16 protein-coding genes are annotated in these 17,043 nt (G+C 52.3%); 5 read left to right on the top strand and 11 right to left on the bottom strand.

The window, feature by feature from the left end; all coding sequences use genetic code 11:
• The first annotated feature begins 34 nt into the window (after nt 1-34).
• The gene (mfd, locus tag NG42_RS03520; RefSeq protein ID WP_052897891.1) at nt 35-3,478 is read left to right on the top strand and encodes a transcription-repair coupling factor; all 3,444 of its coding nucleotides are present in this window, start codon (nt 35-37) and stop codon (nt 3,476-3,478) included.
• Between the two features lie 23 nt (nt 3,479-3,501).
• Nucleotides 3,502-3,654 carry a hypothetical protein gene (locus NG42_RS22575; protein WP_156322002.1) on the top strand — a complete coding sequence of 51 codons (153 nt, stop codon included), beginning with the start codon at nt 3,502-3,504 and terminating at the stop codon, nt 3,652-3,654.
• A gap of 172 nt (nt 3,655-3,826) precedes the next feature.
• On the opposite strand, the gene NG42_RS03515 is transcribed toward NG42_RS22575, so the two are convergent.
• Together NG42_RS03515 and NG42_RS03510 are read right to left on the bottom strand one after the other, a co-directional pair.
• Nucleotides 3,827-4,858, bottom strand: a complete 1,032-nt coding sequence (locus NG42_RS03515) for a methionine synthase (RefSeq protein WP_052897890.1) — start codon at nt 4,856-4,858, stop codon at nt 3,827-3,829.
• A 27-nt stretch (nt 4,859-4,885) separates the two neighbouring features.
• Nucleotides 4,886-5,869, bottom strand: coding sequence for a DUF1852 domain-containing protein (locus NG42_RS03510; protein WP_052897889.1), 984 nt, complete (start codon nt 5,867-5,869; stop codon nt 4,886-4,888).
• A gap of 445 nt (nt 5,870-6,314) precedes the next feature.
• On the opposite strand from NG42_RS03510, the gene NG42_RS03505 reads away from it, so the two are divergent.
• Complete coding sequence (locus NG42_RS03505; RefSeq protein ID WP_052897888.1) at nt 6,315-6,797, top strand: cold-shock protein; 483 nt, start codon at nt 6,315-6,317, stop codon at nt 6,795-6,797.
• Between the two features lie 190 nt (nt 6,798-6,987).
• Here NG42_RS03505 and NG42_RS03500 read toward each other — a convergent pair whose 3' ends face one another.
• The 8 genes from NG42_RS03500 to hinT form a co-directional block, all read right to left on the bottom strand.
• Nucleotides 6,988-7,527, bottom strand: coding sequence for a glycine zipper 2TM domain-containing protein (locus NG42_RS03500; RefSeq protein ID WP_052897887.1), 540 nt, complete (start codon nt 7,525-7,527; stop codon nt 6,988-6,990).
• 282 nt (nt 7,528-7,809) lie between these two features.
• On the bottom strand, nt 7,810-9,114 hold the full coding sequence (locus tag NG42_RS03495) for an NAD(P)/FAD-dependent oxidoreductase (protein WP_052897886.1): 1,305 nt from the start codon (nt 9,112-9,114) through the stop codon (nt 7,810-7,812).
• 222 nt (nt 9,115-9,336) lie between these two features.
• Nucleotides 9,337-9,879, bottom strand: a complete 543-nt coding sequence (gene ycfP / locus NG42_RS03490; RefSeq protein WP_052897885.1) for an alpha/beta hydrolase YcfP — start codon at nt 9,877-9,879, stop codon at nt 9,337-9,339.
• 131 nt (nt 9,880-10,010) lie between these two features.
• Nucleotides 10,011-11,060: a beta-N-acetylhexosaminidase gene (gene nagZ / locus NG42_RS03485; RefSeq protein WP_052898018.1), complete on the bottom strand. Its 1,050-nt coding sequence runs from the start codon at nt 11,058-11,060 to the stop codon at nt 10,011-10,013.
• A gap of 87 nt (nt 11,061-11,147) precedes the next feature.
• Complete coding sequence (gene thiK / locus NG42_RS03480; protein WP_053115624.1) at nt 11,148-11,999, bottom strand: thiamine kinase; 852 nt, start codon at nt 11,997-11,999, stop codon at nt 11,148-11,150.
• Nucleotides 11,959-12,546 carry a penicillin-binding protein activator LpoB gene (gene lpoB, locus NG42_RS03475; protein WP_052898017.1) on the bottom strand — a complete coding sequence of 196 codons (588 nt, stop codon included), beginning with the start codon at nt 12,544-12,546 and terminating at the stop codon, nt 11,959-11,961. The genes thiK and lpoB overlap by 41 nt, the downstream gene beginning before the upstream one ends.
• 22 nt (nt 12,547-12,568) lie before the next feature.
• The gene (locus NG42_RS03470; protein ID WP_052897883.1) at nt 12,569-12,937 is read right to left on the bottom strand and encodes a YcfL family putative periplasmic lipoprotein; all 369 of its coding nucleotides are present in this window, start codon (nt 12,935-12,937) and stop codon (nt 12,569-12,571) included.
• Between the two features lie 20 nt (nt 12,938-12,957).
• On the bottom strand, nt 12,958-13,308 hold the full coding sequence (gene hinT / locus NG42_RS03465) for a purine nucleoside phosphoramidase (protein ID WP_052897882.1): 351 nt from the start codon (nt 13,306-13,308) through the stop codon (nt 12,958-12,960).
• Nucleotides 13,309-13,677: 369 nt separating this feature from the next.
• On the opposite strand from hinT, the gene NG42_RS03460 reads away from it, so the two are divergent.
• Nucleotides 13,678-15,270, top strand: a complete 1,593-nt coding sequence (locus tag NG42_RS03460) for an MFS transporter (RefSeq protein ID WP_052897881.1) — start codon at nt 13,678-13,680, stop codon at nt 15,268-15,270.
• Between the two features lie 9 nt (nt 15,271-15,279).
• Nucleotides 15,280-16,419 carry a beta-galactosidase BglB gene (bglB, locus tag NG42_RS03455; protein ID WP_052897880.1) on the top strand — a complete coding sequence of 380 codons (1,140 nt, stop codon included), beginning with the start codon at nt 15,280-15,282 and terminating at the stop codon, nt 16,417-16,419.
• Between the two features lie 56 nt (nt 16,420-16,475).
• Here bglB and NG42_RS23275 read toward each other — a convergent pair.
• Nucleotides 16,476-17,043: glucose PTS transporter subunit EIIB (locus NG42_RS23275; RefSeq protein WP_241488291.1), on the bottom strand; the 568-nt coding region annotated here is incomplete at its 5' end.

Below are 17,043 nucleotides of genomic sequence, written 5' to 3'. Positions count from 1 at the left end.
CCATAGAATCAATCAAGAGAACGTCGAACCGACTATGCCAGAACAGACTCGCTATTCCCTGCCTGAGAAAGCCGGCGATCGCTCCCTGCTTGGGCAGCTGACCGGTGCGGCTTGTGCCGTTGAATGTGCTGAAATCATTGAGCGTCATCGTGGGCCGGTGTTATTGATTGCCCCGGATATGCAGAATGCGCTGCGCCTGCACGATGAAATCCAACAGTTTACTGACCAGCCAGTGATTAGCCTGGCCGACTGGGAAACGCTGCCGTTCGACAGCTTCTCACCGCATCAGGAAATCATCTCATCCCGTCTTTCGACGCTGTATCAGTTACCGACGCTGCAACGCGGTGTGCTGATTATGCCAGTCAACACGCTAATGCAGCGCGTTTGCCCGCACAGTTTTTTGCACGGTCATGCGCTGGTGATGCAGAAAGGTCAGCTGTTATCACGTGATACGCTGCGCAGCCAGCTGGAACAGGCTGGCTATCGCAGTGTCGATCAGGTCATGGAACACGGCGAATACGCCACGCGTGGCGCACTGCTCGATCTCTACCCGATGGGCAGCGATCAGCCTTATCGTATTGACTTCTTTGATGATGAAATCGACAGTCTGCGCATTTTCGACGTCGATTCACAGCGCACGCTGGAAGAAGTCGACGCGATTAATTTATTGCCGGCACATGAATTTCCTACCGATAAAGCGGCTATCGAACTGTTTCGCAGCCAGTGGCGCGAGAAGTTTGACGTTAAGCGCGAAGCCGAACATATCTATCAGCAAGTCAGCAAAGGCACGCTGCCTTCCGGTATCGAATACTGGCAACCGCTGTTCTTTGATCAGCCGCTGCCGCCGCTGTTCAGCTATCTGCCAGATAATACGCTGGTGGTGAATACTGGCGATCTGGAAAGCAGTGCTGACCGTTTCTGGCTGGATGTTAATGCGCGTTATGAGAATCGCCGCGTCGACCCGATGCGCCCGCTGTTAGCGCCGGAAAATCTGTGGTTACGCACCGACCAGCTGTTCAGTGAGCTGAAGAACTGGCCACGGATTCAGCTTAGCAACGAGATGTTGCCAGCTAAAGCCGCCAATACCAATCTGGATTACCAGACGTTACCGGATCTGGCGGTGCAGGCACAGGCCAAAGCGCCGCTGGATAATTTGCGCCGTTTTCTTGAGACATTCACCGGCGCGGTAATCTTCTCGGTCGAGAGTGAAGGCCGCCGCGAAGCATTACAAGAGCTCCTGGCACGGATTAAAGTGCTGCCGAAAACCCTTCATCGCCTCGATGAGGCCAGCCAGCCGGGCCACTACCTGATTATTGGTGCTAGCGAACGCGGCTTTATTGATGGCCTGCGCCAGCGTGCGCTGATCTGCGAAAGCGATTTGTTGGGTGAGCGCGTAACGCGCCGCCGTCAGGACAGCCGCCGCACCATTAACCCGGACGTTTTAATCCGCAACCTCGCTGAGCTGCATGAAGGCCAGCCGGTGGTGCATCTGGAACACGGTGTCGGTCGCTATTTAGGGATGACCACGCTGGAAACCGGCGGTATCAAAGCGGAATATCTGATGCTGGCCTATGCCGGTGATGCCAAACTGTATGTGCCGGTCTCCTCACTGCATCTGATCAGCCGATATGCTGGCGGTGCCGACGAAAATGCGCCGCTGCACAAACTCGGCAGCGATGCGTGGTCACGCGCGCGTCAGAAAGCGGCGGAGAAAGTGCGAGACGTCGCCGCCGAACTGCTGGATATCTATGCACAGCGTGCCGCTAAAACCGGCTTTGCCTTTAAACACGATCGCGAACAGTATCAGCTGTTTTGTGAAAGCTTCCCGTTTGACACCACGCCGGATCAGGCGCAGGCGATCAATGCGGTACTCAGTGATATGTGTCAGCCGCTGGCAATGGATCGACTGGTGTGTGGTGACGTTGGCTTTGGTAAAACCGAAGTGGCGATGCGTGCCGCCTTCCTGGCGATTGAAAACCATAAACAGGTGGCGGTGCTGGTGCCCACCACCCTGCTGGCGCAACAGCATTACGATAACTTCCGCGACCGCTTTGCCAACTGGCCGGTGCGTATTGAGATGCTGTCGCGTTTCCGTACCGCGAAAGAGCAGGCGCAGATCCTTGAGCAAGCGCGCGAAGGCAAGATTGATATTCTGATCGGCACCCATAAATTGCTGCAAAGCGAAATCAAGTGGCGCGACCTCGGATTACTGATTGTCGACGAAGAGCACCGCTTCGGTGTGCGTCATAAAGAGCGCATTAAAGCGATGCGCGCTGACGTGGATATCCTGACGCTGACCGCCACCCCGATTCCACGCACGCTGAATATGGCGATGAGCGGGATGCGCGATCTGTCGATTATCGCCACCCCACCGGCGCGCCGCCTGGCGGTGAAAACCTTTGTGCGCGAATATGATGACCTGGTGGTGCGTGAAGCGATCCTGCGTGAAATCTTGCGTGGCGGCCAGGTGTACTACCTGTACAACGATGTTGAAAACATTGAGAAAGCCTCGCAGCGGCTGGCGGAACTGGTGCCGGAAGCGCGTATTGCCATTGGTCACGGGCAGATGCGCGAGCGCGATCTGGAACGGGTAATGAACGATTTCCATCACCAGCGTTTCAATGTGCTGGTGTGTACCACCATCATTGAAACCGGGATTGATATCGCCACCGCCAATACCATTATCATTGAGCGTGCTGACCACTTCGGCCTGGCGCAGCTGCACCAGTTACGCGGTCGCGTCGGTCGTTCGCATCACCAGGCTTATGCCTGGCTGCTGACGCCACATCCGAAAGCGATGACCACCGATGCGCACAAGCGTCTGGAAGCGATTGCCTCACTGGAAGACCTGGGTGCCGGATTTGCGCTGGCGACCCACGATCTGGAGATTCGCGGTGCCGGTGAATTGCTGGGCGAAGATCAGAGTGGCCAGATGGAAACCATTGGTTTCTCACTGTATATGGAACTGCTGGAAAATGCGGTTGATGCGCTGAAAGAGGGTCGCGAACCGTCGCTTGAAGATCTGACCAGCAGCCAGACAGACATCGAACTGCGGATGCCATCGCTGTTGCCGGACGATTTTATTCCGGACGTGAATACCCGCCTGTCATTCTACAAACGGATTGCCAGCGCCCAGACTGACGGCGAGCTGGAAGACCTGAAAGTTGAACTGATCGATCGTTTCGGTCTGCTGCCGGATGCAGCGCGTAACCTGCTGGATATCGCCGGATTGCGTTTAACCGCGCAGAAGCTGGGCGTGCGCCGTATCGAAGGCAATGAAAAAGGCGGCTTTATCGAATTCGCTGAGAAGAACAAAGTCGATCCCGGCTGGCTGATTGGCCTGCTGCAAAAAGAGCCGCAGCACTGGCGGCTGGATGGCCCGACGCGGCTGAAGTTTATCCGCGATCTTAGCGAGCGTAAGTTACGGATGAAGTGGGTGCGCGACTTTATGGGGCAGCTGCTGGAGAATGCGGCCTGATAAGGTGTCGGTGACGTGACTTAATGAGTAAATGCCTGACTGGAGAGTCAGGCATTTTTTTAACCGGCGGCGTAAGAACCCATGACCAGGAATTTATGAATTTTCAGGCCAATGATATGGCCGCTAACCTGCTGGAGCTTACTGCTGGAATGGATATTTCTCTTACAGGGCCATGAGCTGATGAAGTGCTAATGTCGGTTGGAGCTGAGAAATCGCTCGGGCAGGAAGTGCGGTTGCTGAATATGTTCATTATCACTCAGTCCGGTTGGTGGTTAAGGATATTTGGCGAGTGATCAGATCGCTCAAGCCGGACTGAGTTCCCTTCAAATTTTCTAATATTTGGCGAAGTTATTTCGCCAGGAGTTCTTTTCGAATGATTTCTGCGCCTGCGCTTAAAGCATCCAGTTTGCCTCTTGCTACTCCACGAGGTAAAGGAATCATACCACAATTGGTGCAAGGATAGAGTTTGTCGGCGTCTACAAATTGCAGCGCTTTTCGAAGCGTAGCGGCGACTTCCTCTGGGGTCTCGATGGTATTGGTTGCCACGTCAATGGCGCCAACCATCACCTTTTTACCCCGAATGAGCTCCATTAGCTCCATTGGGACATGCGAGTTTTGACATTCCAGTGAAATGATATCGATATTAGATTTTTGCAGCTTGGGGAAGATCTCTTCATATTGTCGCCACTCTGTCCCCAACGTTTTTTTCCAGTCTGTATTGGCTTTGATGCCATAGCCGTAGCAAATGTGTACAGCAGTTTCACATTTAAGCCCTTCAATTGCTCTTTCTAAAGTGGCAATTCCCCAATCATTCACTTCATCAAAGAACACATTAAAGGCTGGCTCATCAAATTGGATAATATCAACACCCACAGCCTCTAATTCTTTGGCTTCTTCATTAAGAATTTTAGCGAATTCCCAGGCGAGTTTTTCGCGACTTTTATAGTGGTTATCATAGAGCGTATCTATCATAGTCATCGGCCCTGGTAAGGCCCATTTAATAGGTTGCGTGGTTTGCTGGCGTAAAAACCTGGCATCCTCAACAAAAACCGGTTTTTGGCGACTCACAGGGCCAACGACTGTCGGCACACTCGCTTCGTAGCGATTACGAATTTTAACCGTCTCACGTTTCTCGAAATCAACTCCGCTGAGGTGCTCAATAAACGTCGTGACAAAATGTTGACGCGTTTGCTCGCCATCACTGACAATATCAATACCTGCCAGTTGTTGATCTTCCAGGCACAAACGTAGAGCATCTTGTTTGCCGTCAATTAATTCCCGACCTTGCAATTTCCAGGGTGACCAAAGCGTTTCAGGTTGCGCAAGCCAGGAGGGCTTAGGTAAGCTGCCAGCAGTCGAAGTAGGTAATAATTTTTTCATAATAGATGACCTTGTATTTTTGGTTAATCAAAGAACGGAATTAGCAGACCATTGTTCAAGAACAGTTTGGTAGGGTTTAATGAAATATTCCTCAGTAAACTTCCCCTGCTCAATAGCCAACTGGCTACGTTCTTCTCGATCATAAACAATTCGAGTTAATGAATAATCCTGGTAATTCAAGCTTGGTTGATACTGTTTTCCTGCTGGGGAATTAGCATTGTAAATCTCAGGTCGGTAAATCTTTTGAAAAGTCTCCATCGTACTGATGGTACTAATCAGCTCAAGATTAGTGTAATCAGTGAGTAAGTCGCCAGTAAAATAAAAAGCCAATGGCGCAACACTGTTCTCAGGCATAAAGTAGCGAACCCGCAATCCCATTTTTGCGAAATATTCATCAGTCAAAGAAAGCTCATCCTGCTGATATTCGATACCTAAAACCGGATGTTGATTCCCCGTACGATAATAGGTGTTTTTACTTGAAACACTTAAGCATATAACGGGCTTTTTATTAAAGTTTTCTTTATAAACATCTGAGTTAACGAAGTTTTTAAAGATATTTCCATGTAATTCACCAAAATTACCCGGAAGGCTAAATTCAGATTGATTCTTATTGTGCTCTGGCAGTGAAACGCTAAAATCATAATCTCGCACATAAGAGGAAAAATTATTTCCTAAAATGCCTTCAAAGCGTTCATTGGTCTTTTTATCAACGATATTTGTTTTCAATATTTCAATCACTGGGAAGGTATCGGCCTTACCTTCAAGACTAATATTCAACTGAGCAGTAATGATTTCAAGCTCGACAGAATAGCGATCTGCCTTGGGATTATCCCAATGTGCCAATGAATTGAAACGATTGTCAATCATCACCAGGGTGTTGCGCAAGTTATCCTGGCGTTTCTCACCTCTTGCCAAATTAGCAAAGTTGGTAGTGATACGCGTATTTTCGGAGGGGTTATAATTCTCATCGAAAGAAATGCTTTTGATAGTAAATGTAAATTCTTTATTCATCGCGATCTGGCATCCTAATTTCTGATATAAAACCCGAATTAATTTCTTGCTTTTTCAGCATTTTCTCTTCTGGTTTTCTTATTCAGTCGTCTTCATAATGTCTGGAGCGAATAGCTGTGCATACTTTATGCCAGAGTCATTGATTGAGTAAAAGTGATTTAATTTCATTACAGCATGAGTCATATTCATGATCTGGTGCAGGGCCAGCATTGTTGCAGCAGTCCCTGCCCCACAGGATTCACGGCCCCCTTGCCCATCCCCGCGATCTTCAGCCGCGCTTAAATCGCAGCACTCTCCGGCTTCTCCACCCGCCCCTGGCCTGCCGCCCACTCGCCAACCAGAAATTTATCGTCCAGACTTAAGCCAAAGACGTAGTCTGCGCAGGCAATGTGTTTTACACTGCGCGCTGCAAAAATTCAGTAGATAAACGATTAAACAGGCGGTAATGGCGATGAACGGAACGATCACAACCTGGTTTCAAGATAAAGGTTTTGGATTTATCAAAGATGAAAACGGTGATAACCGTTATTTTCATGTGATTAAGGTTGCCAACCCTGAGTTGATTAAGAAAGATGCCGCGGTAACTTTCGAACCCACCACGAATAACAAGGGTTTGTCAGCGTATGCCGTGAAAGTCGCACCGGAAAGCAAATACATCTATATCGCGGGCGAGCGCCTTAAGCTCACGTCGATCAAGTCTTACCTGGTTTACAGTGAAGAAGTGCCTGCCGATACCCGTATTGATAAAGAAAATACGGTGCTGTCTGTGGGTATACTGATGAGTAGTATCAGGCCGAAATCTTCCGCTCAGCCGGGTGAAATGCGCTCGTTGAAAAAACTGGCGATCACCACCTTCCAGGGAACGACGTTAATCTTCTCGGAAGATGAGATAGATGTGGATGCCACGGTGAAACTGCTTAAGGTCTGAAATCATTTGGACTGACCCTGTGCCGAAATCCTGTTGAACTTATAAGCAGGATTTCGGCATCGTTCACTGACCTCAGTGCACCGCGATCTTAACCCACAACTCACTCAGCCCATTCCCCATAAAAAAATCCGTAAACGCCAACACGTTTACGGATTTTAATCAGACTCAACCAGCACGGTTAAGCGCCAGTTTACGCCTTATTATTCAGCACCAGCTGGCCTTTATTATCCAGCGGAATGCGGGTTCCCGGGTCGTTTTCCATCCGCACCTTGCCCTGCTGATCACCAATTTTATAGGTTACGTCGTAACCGAGCATTTTATCATGCTTATCGTAGACCGTTTTGCAGCGCTGCTCAGTGGTGGTATAGGTGTCACGCTCCTGCAGAGCGCCCTGTACCTGATTACCGCCGTAGCCACCGGCCAGTGCGCCTGCAACCGTGGCAACATCGCGGCCACGTCCACCGCCGAACTGATGTCCCAATACGCCACCTGCGACGGCACCCAGCACCGAACCGGCAATGCGGTTTTCATCCTGTACCGGACGACGATGCGTTAAGGTGACGTTGCGGCACTCCTGACGCGGATTCTTAATGGTTTCTTTAATCGGCGTTGCCGAGAGCACCTGAGCATATTGCGGGCCACTGTCAAACATATTCATTCCGGCGACCGCAGCAACACCCAGCGCAGCTGCAACACCGATACCAATACCCGCCAACATTGATTTATTCACAGGAAATCCTCCTGACATTGTTACCGCGCATTGTTTTGCCATTGCGCGTTCCCTTGCAATTTTGGCCGACTCGGCGTGCGCGACGCGCCGTGGTACTTGCAATGGATTTTGCAGAAGGTGGGGCAATCGAACAATCAGATAAATGGACGAAAGTATTCAGGAAAGTCTTTTAGGAGTGTTCCTGGAAGGAATGACGGAAATAAACGGGAGCAGGACAGGAGATAAAGCGTGAAAAAGGATTAATAACCGGCTGGAATGGCGGGAGGGCCCCCGCCATATTGCTTAGTGCAGTTTCAGCCGCGGACGAATCACCCGGTTAATACTGCCCACCAGCATCATCAGGCCGGTTTTAAAATAACCGTGCAGCGCAATCTGGTGCATACGATACAGCGAGATATAGACGAAACGGGCAATGCGCCCTTCCACCATCATTGAGCCACGCATAAGATTACCCATCAGACTGCCAACGGTACTGAAACGGGAGAGCGAAACCAGTGAACCGTGGTCTTTATAGACGTAAGGTTTCAGCGTCTGCCCTTTCATCTGCGCCAGAATATTTTCCAGCGCACGGGATGCCATCTGATGCGCAGACTGTGCGCGTGGCGGCACAAAACCGCCGCCCGGCAGTGCGCAGGAAGCGCAGTCACCGATGGCATAGATATTTTCATCACGCGTGGTTTGTAAGGTTTCGCTGACGACGAGCTGATTGATGCGGTTAGTTTCCAGCCCCCCCAAATCTTTCATAAAATCTGGCGCCTTAATACCGGCCGCCCATACCATCAAATCCGCTTCAATAAACTCACCGGATTTGGTGTTCAGCCCTTTGGCATCGGCGCTGGTCACCATGGTTTGCGTCAACACGCGCACGCCAAGCTTGGTCAGCTCCTGATGGGCGGCGGTCGAGATACGCGGCGGTAACGCCGGCAGAATACGCTCACCCGCTTCAACCAGCGTGACATTTAGTGCCTGATTATCCAGCCCTTTATAGCCATAGCTATGCAGCTGTTTCACCGCATTGTGCAATTCGGCAGACAGTTCCACTCCGGTCGCACCGCCACCCACGATAGCGATATTGACCTTCTCCCGTACGCCTTCATTCGAGGAGAATTTCAGGAACAGGTTCAGCATTTCATTATGGAAACGACGCGCCTGGTGCGGGTTGTCGAGGAAGATGCAGTGGTCTTTCACACCCGGTGTACCAAAGTCATTAGAGGTACTTCCCAGCGCCATCACCAGCGTGTCATAAGCCAGCTCGCGCGCCGGCACCAGCAATTCGCCCTGCGCATCGCGAATTTCAGCGAGATGCAGATGTTTGGTTTCACGATTGAGGTCGGTCACCGTTCCCAGCTGAAACTGGAAATGATGGTTACGCGCATGCGCCAGATAACTCAGCGCATCAATGCCTTCGTCCAGGGAACCGGTAGCAACTTCATGTAACAACGGCTTCCACAGATGACTGTGGTTACGGTCGACCAGCGTGATTTCGGCTTTGTTCTTGCGGCCCAGTTTGTGACCAAGCTGGGTAGCCAGCTCCAGTCCACCGGCACCACCACCTACGATGACAATTTTCTTCATTGGTGTAGTCAAACGACCTCCCTCAAAATGTGAACCAATCGTTAATTAAAGGTTAAATAATATCCTTAATTAACATAGGGTTGGCGAACTTAAATCGCTATCTGAAGGCAGGATAACATGGGCGGGTAACTTGGTCATACCAAAATTGATTAAGGTCAATTTTTATTGATTAAACTCGGATTATTACGCATAAAACTTATTATGGCCGACCCGCAGTCGGCCAGAACCACGGCGTTACCCGAGGGTTTTAAACGCTTTAACACGTTGTAAATGCGGGGAAATATTCTTGAACTTATGGCTTTGCGCCTCGTCCCAGACAATCTCATAAAAGCTCTGCAACGTCTGTGCACTGCGTTGACTATCAAGCACTTCGTCATGGCGTGACAGCACTGACAGGCAGCGATCGCGGTTCTTCTCGCGGAAGTTGCTGACGCATTTGGTGGCGATATCCAGGTACTCTTCCGGGCGGTCGATTTTGCCCGTCATGTTCTCGCCGGGAAACAGATTGGGATTAAAGATCACCTGGCGAATATCACAGAGAAAGCCGATTCGCTCCGCCCAGTACCCCCCCAGACCGACACCGCAAATCAGCGGCCGCTCATCGACATTTAACCGCAGCATCTTATCGGTCTCTTTTAACAAATGCTGCATATCATGTTTCGGATGCAGAGTACTGTAGCTCAGTAAACGTACATCAGGGTCGATAAATTGCAGTTGCAGCACTTTTTCATGATTACCCGGACTGTTTGAATCAAAACCGTGCAGATAGATGATCATCGTAATCCTCGCCGCTGATTGTTACTGCCGGACAGGTTGCCCGACACCCTAAGCTGCCGACACGCAAACCCACTCTGATAGTATAACCTGCCAGCGCTCACGATATTGATCGCTGACAGGTTTTGCCGGTGCTAGCGCTGGCCCAGCGCCGCCTTATGCGCCAGCCACTGCTCATGTAGCTGACTCAACTGATGATTCGCCGTTTTCCAGCGTGATGAGGCCAGCAGTTCCTGACGGGTAAAGGTGCCGCGATGATACAGCTGGCTGACGCGTTCAGCCTGGGTGGGTGCCAGATTATCCAGCACGCTCACCGCACCAGCGCGATTATTGCAGACCAGAATCATATCGCAACCGGCATCCAGCGAAGCCTGACCGCGCTCGGCGTAGCTGCCCATAATGGCTGCGCCTTCCATCGACAAATCGTCAGAGAAGATCACGCCATCAAAGCCCAGCTCACCACGCAGCACGGTTTTCAGCCAGTGCGGCGAACCGCTGGCCGGACGCGCATCGACTTCAGTGTAGATCACGTGCGCCGGCATAATGGCATCCAGCGCCTGCTCATTAATCAGTTGCCGGAAAATCTGCATATCATGCTGACGGATCTCGGCTTCGTCACGCCCGTCACGCGGCGTCTCTTTATGCGAATCGGCGCTGACCGCACCGTGGCCGGGGAAATGCTTACCGGTGGTCTTCATCCCCGCTTCGTGCATCCCGTCAATAAAACGACGCGCCACCGCCAGCGCAATCGCCGGATCTTCATGGAATGAGCGCTCACCGATGGCCGCGCTGATATGACCAATATCCAGTACCGGCGCAAAACTGATATCGATATCCATGGCAATCATTTCTGACGCCATCAGCCAGCCTGCCTGCTGCGCCAGCTCACCGGCCGTTGCGCTATCGTGTAACGCGGCAAAGGCCTGCATGGCGGGTAAGGTGGTAAAGCCTTCGCGGAAGCGCTGCACGCGCCCGCCTTCCTGATCGACCGCGATCACCAGACGATTGCGCGAAGCAGCCCGGATCTGGCGTACCAGTTCACGTAGTTGCTGCGGATCGTGGTAGTTGCGGGTAAACAGAATTAAACCGCCCACCAGCGGATGCTGTAATATTTCGCGCTCTTCCGCATCCAGTTCATAACCCAGCACATCCAGCATTACCGGGCCAGGCGTGGTCGACTCCATCATGATTGTGATTCCTGTATAAAAGCAGGCGATTATGATAGGCGATTGTTAAACGATTTGCAGGAGGGAGAAAGGGAAAAACTGTGGTTAAACCGCACGCCAGGCGTCTGCGGCAGCCTGATAAAACGGTTGATCGCCGCTCTGCTCGGCGCGCAACTGATACCAGCTGGCCATCAGCAATTGCAGCCACGGCTGCCAGCGCTGCATCTGCACCCGCAGTGCGTCAGTATCAATCTGATTATCGACGGCATACTGTGTCACCAGCCGCTCGCACTGGGCTGCGGTTAACGGATTGGCTGCGGTGATCGCCGCCAGCTCTAAGGCGATATCGCCGTCACCGGCATACTCCCAGTCAATCAGGCGCAGGCGCGTTTCACACGCCAACAGATTACCGGCATGGATATCCATATGCAGCGGCGCAATACGCAGTGGCCGGGGTTCTCCCTGGCGTTGTAAACGCCGTAACGCGCGTAACCAGTGAGCGGTACGCTGCCGGCACTGCTGCCAGTAAGTTTCCAGCAGTGGCAGCAGCGCCAGGCGAAAACCACTCAGCGGCTGATGATGCAGCCGACCGATCAACGCTGCCAGCTCATCAAGCCGCGCGGCAAACTGCGTTTCATCCAGCACCTCACCCGGCAACCACTCCAGCAGTAACCAGTGCTGATTGCGGCCATACACCTGCGGCACCAGGCCACTGGCGGCCAGGCGTTTGAGTAGCTGATATTCGCGGCGACGGCTGACAAACGGAATGGGCTGCGGCGCTTCACGTCGCGCCAGTATCCGTTGCTGGTTGACGGTCACTACGCCGGTTAAACCGGTCAGCCCGGCCAGCGGTGAAAAGCAACCGGCGGCCTGAGCCGCCGGAAACTGCTGATCGATTAGCCGTTGCAGCGCCGCATCAATGCTGTACGTCACCGTTACCCGACCAGATAATTTCACCGGTCTGCACCAGCATCAGCTGCATTTGCAGTTCAGGAGATTTCACATCACCCTGCGCGTTGCTGTAGAGCACATATTGCGCGCCAACATAACGTGCCAGGCCAATCGCCTTACTGCGCGACGTCAGACTGTCTTCCGCCGACAGACCCAGCGTCTGTTTTGCGGTATTCAGCTGCTGCGTTGTTACCAGCGTAAACTTGCCATTATTAGCCAGCGAGTTTTGCAGTGCGGCGGTCGCTTTGGCCGTCTGCAGATTACCGTTGGTGCTGTTTTTAATGCGGTCGACTAACAGCACGCTGCCCGGCGTCACGCCGTCGGCCTGCAACATTTTCGCCACTAATGGCTGAACGCTGGCATCCCAGTTAATGGTGACAATTTTCGGCGGCGGCTGCACGGTTTCACCCGGCTCAGGCACTGCTGGCGGCTGTTCAACCGGTTGCGTCGGCTGTACCGGCTCAACCGGTGCAGGTTGCTGTTGCGATTGCTCACCGGTGATACAACCGCTGAGGATTAACGCCAGTAACATCACGCCGGAAAGTTTATACATACTGCTGGTCACAATTTTCCCCTTAGAGATAGAGATAAAGTCGCACTTTGCTGGCGGTCAGATTGCCCAGCTGCGAGGCGATTTCGACTTTAGCGTGGGCGGGCACCACTACCGTGCGCGGGCGCTCAAAAGGCCGGATTTCCAGTCCTTTATCGTCATACCAGTAAAAACGATAGTTAACCGTTACCGGCTTTTCCTGCTGATTAAACAGCACGGTGGCGGCACGTTGTTGACCATCACGTTCACTGATATCAGGTTCATCAGTGATAATTCCTGCCGACAACACCGCAGACTCCATCACCAGTGACTGCGAAGTGTTGATCATGGGCTGGTCACTGCTGCAACCGCTCAGGGCCAGCAACAGGGGTAAACCGACAAGCAGAGGCCGCATAGTGGTGTTCCGCTGAGTAATCAATGTGAAAGCATCGGCCCAAGAGGGCGACCGCCTACCAGGTGCATATGGATATGATACACCTCCTGACCACCATGCCGGTTACAGTTAATAATCAGACGGTAGCCATCTTCCGCAATCCCCTCTTCTTTGGCGATTTTGCCTGCCACGGTGATCATGCGCCCCAGCGCCTGCTCATGGGCTTCGCTGGCGTCATTGGCGGTGGCAATCAGCACATTGGGGATAATCAGTAGGTGAGTCGGAGCCTGTGGCGCGATATCGCGGAAGGCAGTGACCAGCTCATCCTGATAAACAATATCAGCCGGAATTTCACGGCGAATAATTTTACTAAAAATAGTTTCTTCAGCCATAGTGCAGATCCTTAGCAGAGAGATAAGTTAACGCAGTATGAGCGAGAAATTCGTTTTCTTTCAACCTTCAAGTCACTTTTCTTTCGTCAATTGCACGGCTTTACATCATTTCCCACCCACTCCGCCCCACCGCCACTTTTTTTGTGCGACAGCTCGCAAATTTGCACTCGTCTTTAAATAAAAATAAAACGGCGTTTTATAAATTTAGACTCCGGTCAGCCTGCTCTTTGTGTTTTTGCCACTTTTATCACCAGGATTGCAGAATTGCGAAGGTTTAGCCACCGCTCTCGCTCTACTTTCAAGCCAGGCCGTATGAGTTGTTCGGTTTCCGTGTTTTTTCACTTAGGCGATGACCAGGGAGTCACACATATGCCCTCTCGTAAGATTGGATTAGCTCATTACCTCGCTTATGGCTCCGGTGACTTCCTCGGTGCAGGCACCACTGCGCTGACGGCCGCCTGGCTACTCTATTTCTACACCACTTTCTGTGGCCTGACGCCGATTGAAGCCACGTTTATTTTCGCGGCGGCGCGCGTACTGGATGCGGTGATCAGCCCGCTGATGGGCTTCTTAACCGATAACTTCGGCTCCACCCGACTGGGAAAACGCTTCGGTCGCCGTAAGTTCTTTATCCTGCTCGGCATTCCTTGCGTGTTCAGCTACAGCCTGATGTGGGTTGGCGATATGAGTTATCTCTATTATCTGCTGACCTACCTGCTGTTCGACATCGTTTACACCATGATCCTGGTGCCGTATGAAACGCTGGTACCAGAGATGACCGATGACTTTAAAAAGAAAACCAAATTCTCCGGCGCGCGCATCGCGCTGGCGCAGCTGTCGGCGATTCTTGCAGCTTTCCTGCCGGGCGTGCTGTTAGGCATTTTCGGTAAGGACAACGCGATCTCATTCTTCTACTCCAGCCTGGTGTTCTCCGTGATTTGTGCTGTGGTACTGACGCTGGTGTGGTTCTTTACCTGGGAACGTGCGCCGGAAGATTTCTCTGCTGAATCGCGCCGCGCGGAAGAAGAGAAGAGTCAGCTGACCCTGATGCAGAGCCTGAAACGGCTATATGTCGAACTGGCGTCCACTTTCCGCATCCGCATCTTCCGTCAGCACCTGGGTATGTACCTTGGCGGCTATATCGCGCAGGACGTATTTAATGCGGTGTTTACCTGGTATGTGGTGTTTGTGCTGATGCAAAGCGCGCAGATCGCGTCCAACCTGATGGGCACCATGGCGATCCTGCAATTTGTCGCGGTAATGGGCATGATCCCGCTGTGTATCCGCCTTGGGCCAGCCCCCTCCTACCGCCTGGTGGTGATTCTGTTTGGCTGTGCCGCGCTCTCTTATGCTGGATTATGGTATGCCGGAATGAACGACAACCTGTCGCTGCTGCTGGTGATTTCTGCGGTTGCCGGATTGGGTCGTGGCGGTATCAACTATGTGCCGTGGAATATCTATACCTATATCGCCGATGTCGATGAAGTGATTACCGGTCAGCGCCGTGAAGGCATCTTCGCTGGCATTATGACTCTGACGCGCAAAGCCTCGCAGGCCGGTGCGGTGATGTTTGTCGGCATTCTGTTGCAGCTCTCCGGTTTTGTCTCCGGCCAGCCCAGCCAGAGCGAAGCGGTGACCCATACCATTCTGCTGATTCTTAGCGTCGGAACGGTCTGCGTATTGGCGATTGGCTTCTTTATCTCACTGCGCTTCAAACTGAATCTGCAAACCCACAGCATCCTGCGCGAAGAGACGCTGAAAATGCGCGAAGCGGGTCATGCCGTGCCGGATCGCATCACGCCTCAGGCGCGTGCCACGGTGGAAGTACTGGCCGGTATGCCTTACGAGAATCTGTGGGGTAACAACAATATTGGTTTCCTCAATCGCAATAAAGCACCTGCCCCCGCGCTGCCGAGCGCAGAGACTGGCGCAGTGCCCCTCACTCACACGTTGAAAAGATAGGATCGAAAGATGACGGTATTCCCTGTAAAACAGAGCGCGTTACTTCGCCAGCCCGAATTTCTGCTGCCACGTGAAGAGCTGACTCAGTTGATCGCCCGGCTGACAGACAACCTGGTGAATATCACCGATGAAAGCGGTGAGTTTTTACTGCGGCTGGATGATGGCCGTGTTATCGACACTAAAGGCTGGGCGGGCTGGGAGTGGACGCACGGTATTGGCCTGTATGGCATGTATCACTACTACCAGCAGACCGGTGACCAGAAGACGCTGGCAATTATCGACGACTGGTTCACCGCGCGTCTGGCCGAAGGCACGCCAACCAAAAACGTTAACACTGTCTGTCCGTTCCTGACGCTGGCGTATCGCTATGAAGAGACCGGCAACCCGGCCTTACTGCCGGTGCTGGAGCGCTGGGCAGAATGGGTGATGTACGAAATGCCGCGCACCCAGTCTGACGGTCTGCAACATATTGTTTATAACAACGAAAACCACCAGCAGCTGTGGGACGACACGCTGATGATGAGCGTGCTGCCACTGGCAAAAATTGGCAAACTGCTGAATCGTCAGGACTATATTGAGGAAGCCAGCTATCAGTTCCTGCTGCATGTGCAGTATCTGATGGATCGTCAGACCGGTCTGTGGTTCCACGGCTGGACGTTTGACGGCCAGCACAACTTCGCCAACGCCCGCTGGGCGCGTGGCAACAGTTGGCTGACTATCGTGATTCCGGAGTTTATCGAACTGATGGAGTGGCCGGAAAACCATGCCACCCGCCGCTTCCTGCTGCAAGTGCTGGAGACACAAATTGCCGCGCTACAGCAGCATCAGCATGAAAGCGGGCTATGGCATACGCTGATCGACGATCGCGACAGCTATCTGGAAGCCTCGGCCACCGCCGGTTTTGCCTATGGCATTCTGAAAGCGGTGCGTAAGCGCTATATCTCGCGTGATTATCTGCCGATGGCGGAGAACGCGTTGCAGGGAGTGATTCGCCATATCAATGCTGACGGCGAACTGACGCAGGTGTCGTTTGGCACCGCAATGGGGCAGGATCTGGATTATTATCGTCAAATCCCGCTCACCTCCATGCCTTATGGTCAGGCAATGGCGCTGCTGTGCTTAACCGAATACTTGCGCGTTTATTTGTAACGATTAACCATAAAAAAAGGGAGCTTTCGCTCCCTTTTTTACGCCCGAAATCTGGTTTAGTGACTACGGATATAGTCGTCCATTTCCGTCTTCAGGTTGTCAGATTTAGTGCCGAAAATCGCCTGCACACCAGAACCTGCGACCACCACACCGGCAGCACCCAGTTTCTTCAGGCCAGCCTGATCCACTTTCGCCACATCGGCTACGCTCACGCGCAGACGGGTAATACAGGCATCAAGGTTAGTGATGTTGTCTTTACCACCGAAAGCCGTCACCAGATTCGCGGCCATTTCATTGGCGGCAGTGGAGTTCTGCTCGGTAGTGGCCTCTTCACGTCCTGGCGTTTTCAGATCCAGTTTGGCAATCAATACACGGAAAATGGTGTAGTAAACCAGACCGTAGACGATACCGACAATCGGGAACAGCCAGATTTTGCTGCTGTTACCGCTCAGTACGATAAAGTCGATCAGGCCGTGTGAGAAGCTGGTGCCATCACGCATGCCTAACAGAATACAGATTGGGAACGCCAGGCCAGCCAGAATCGCATGGATCACATACAGAATCGGCGCCACGAACATAAAGGAGAATTCGATTGGCTCGGTGATACCGGTCAGGAATGACGTC

Source organism: Winslowiella iniecta, from assembly GCF_001267535.1.
In the GTDB taxonomy this organism is placed as follows: Bacteria; Pseudomonadota; Gammaproteobacteria; order Enterobacterales; family Enterobacteriaceae; genus Erwinia; species Erwinia iniecta.
This window is presented reverse-complemented; position numbering and strand designations above follow the sequence as displayed.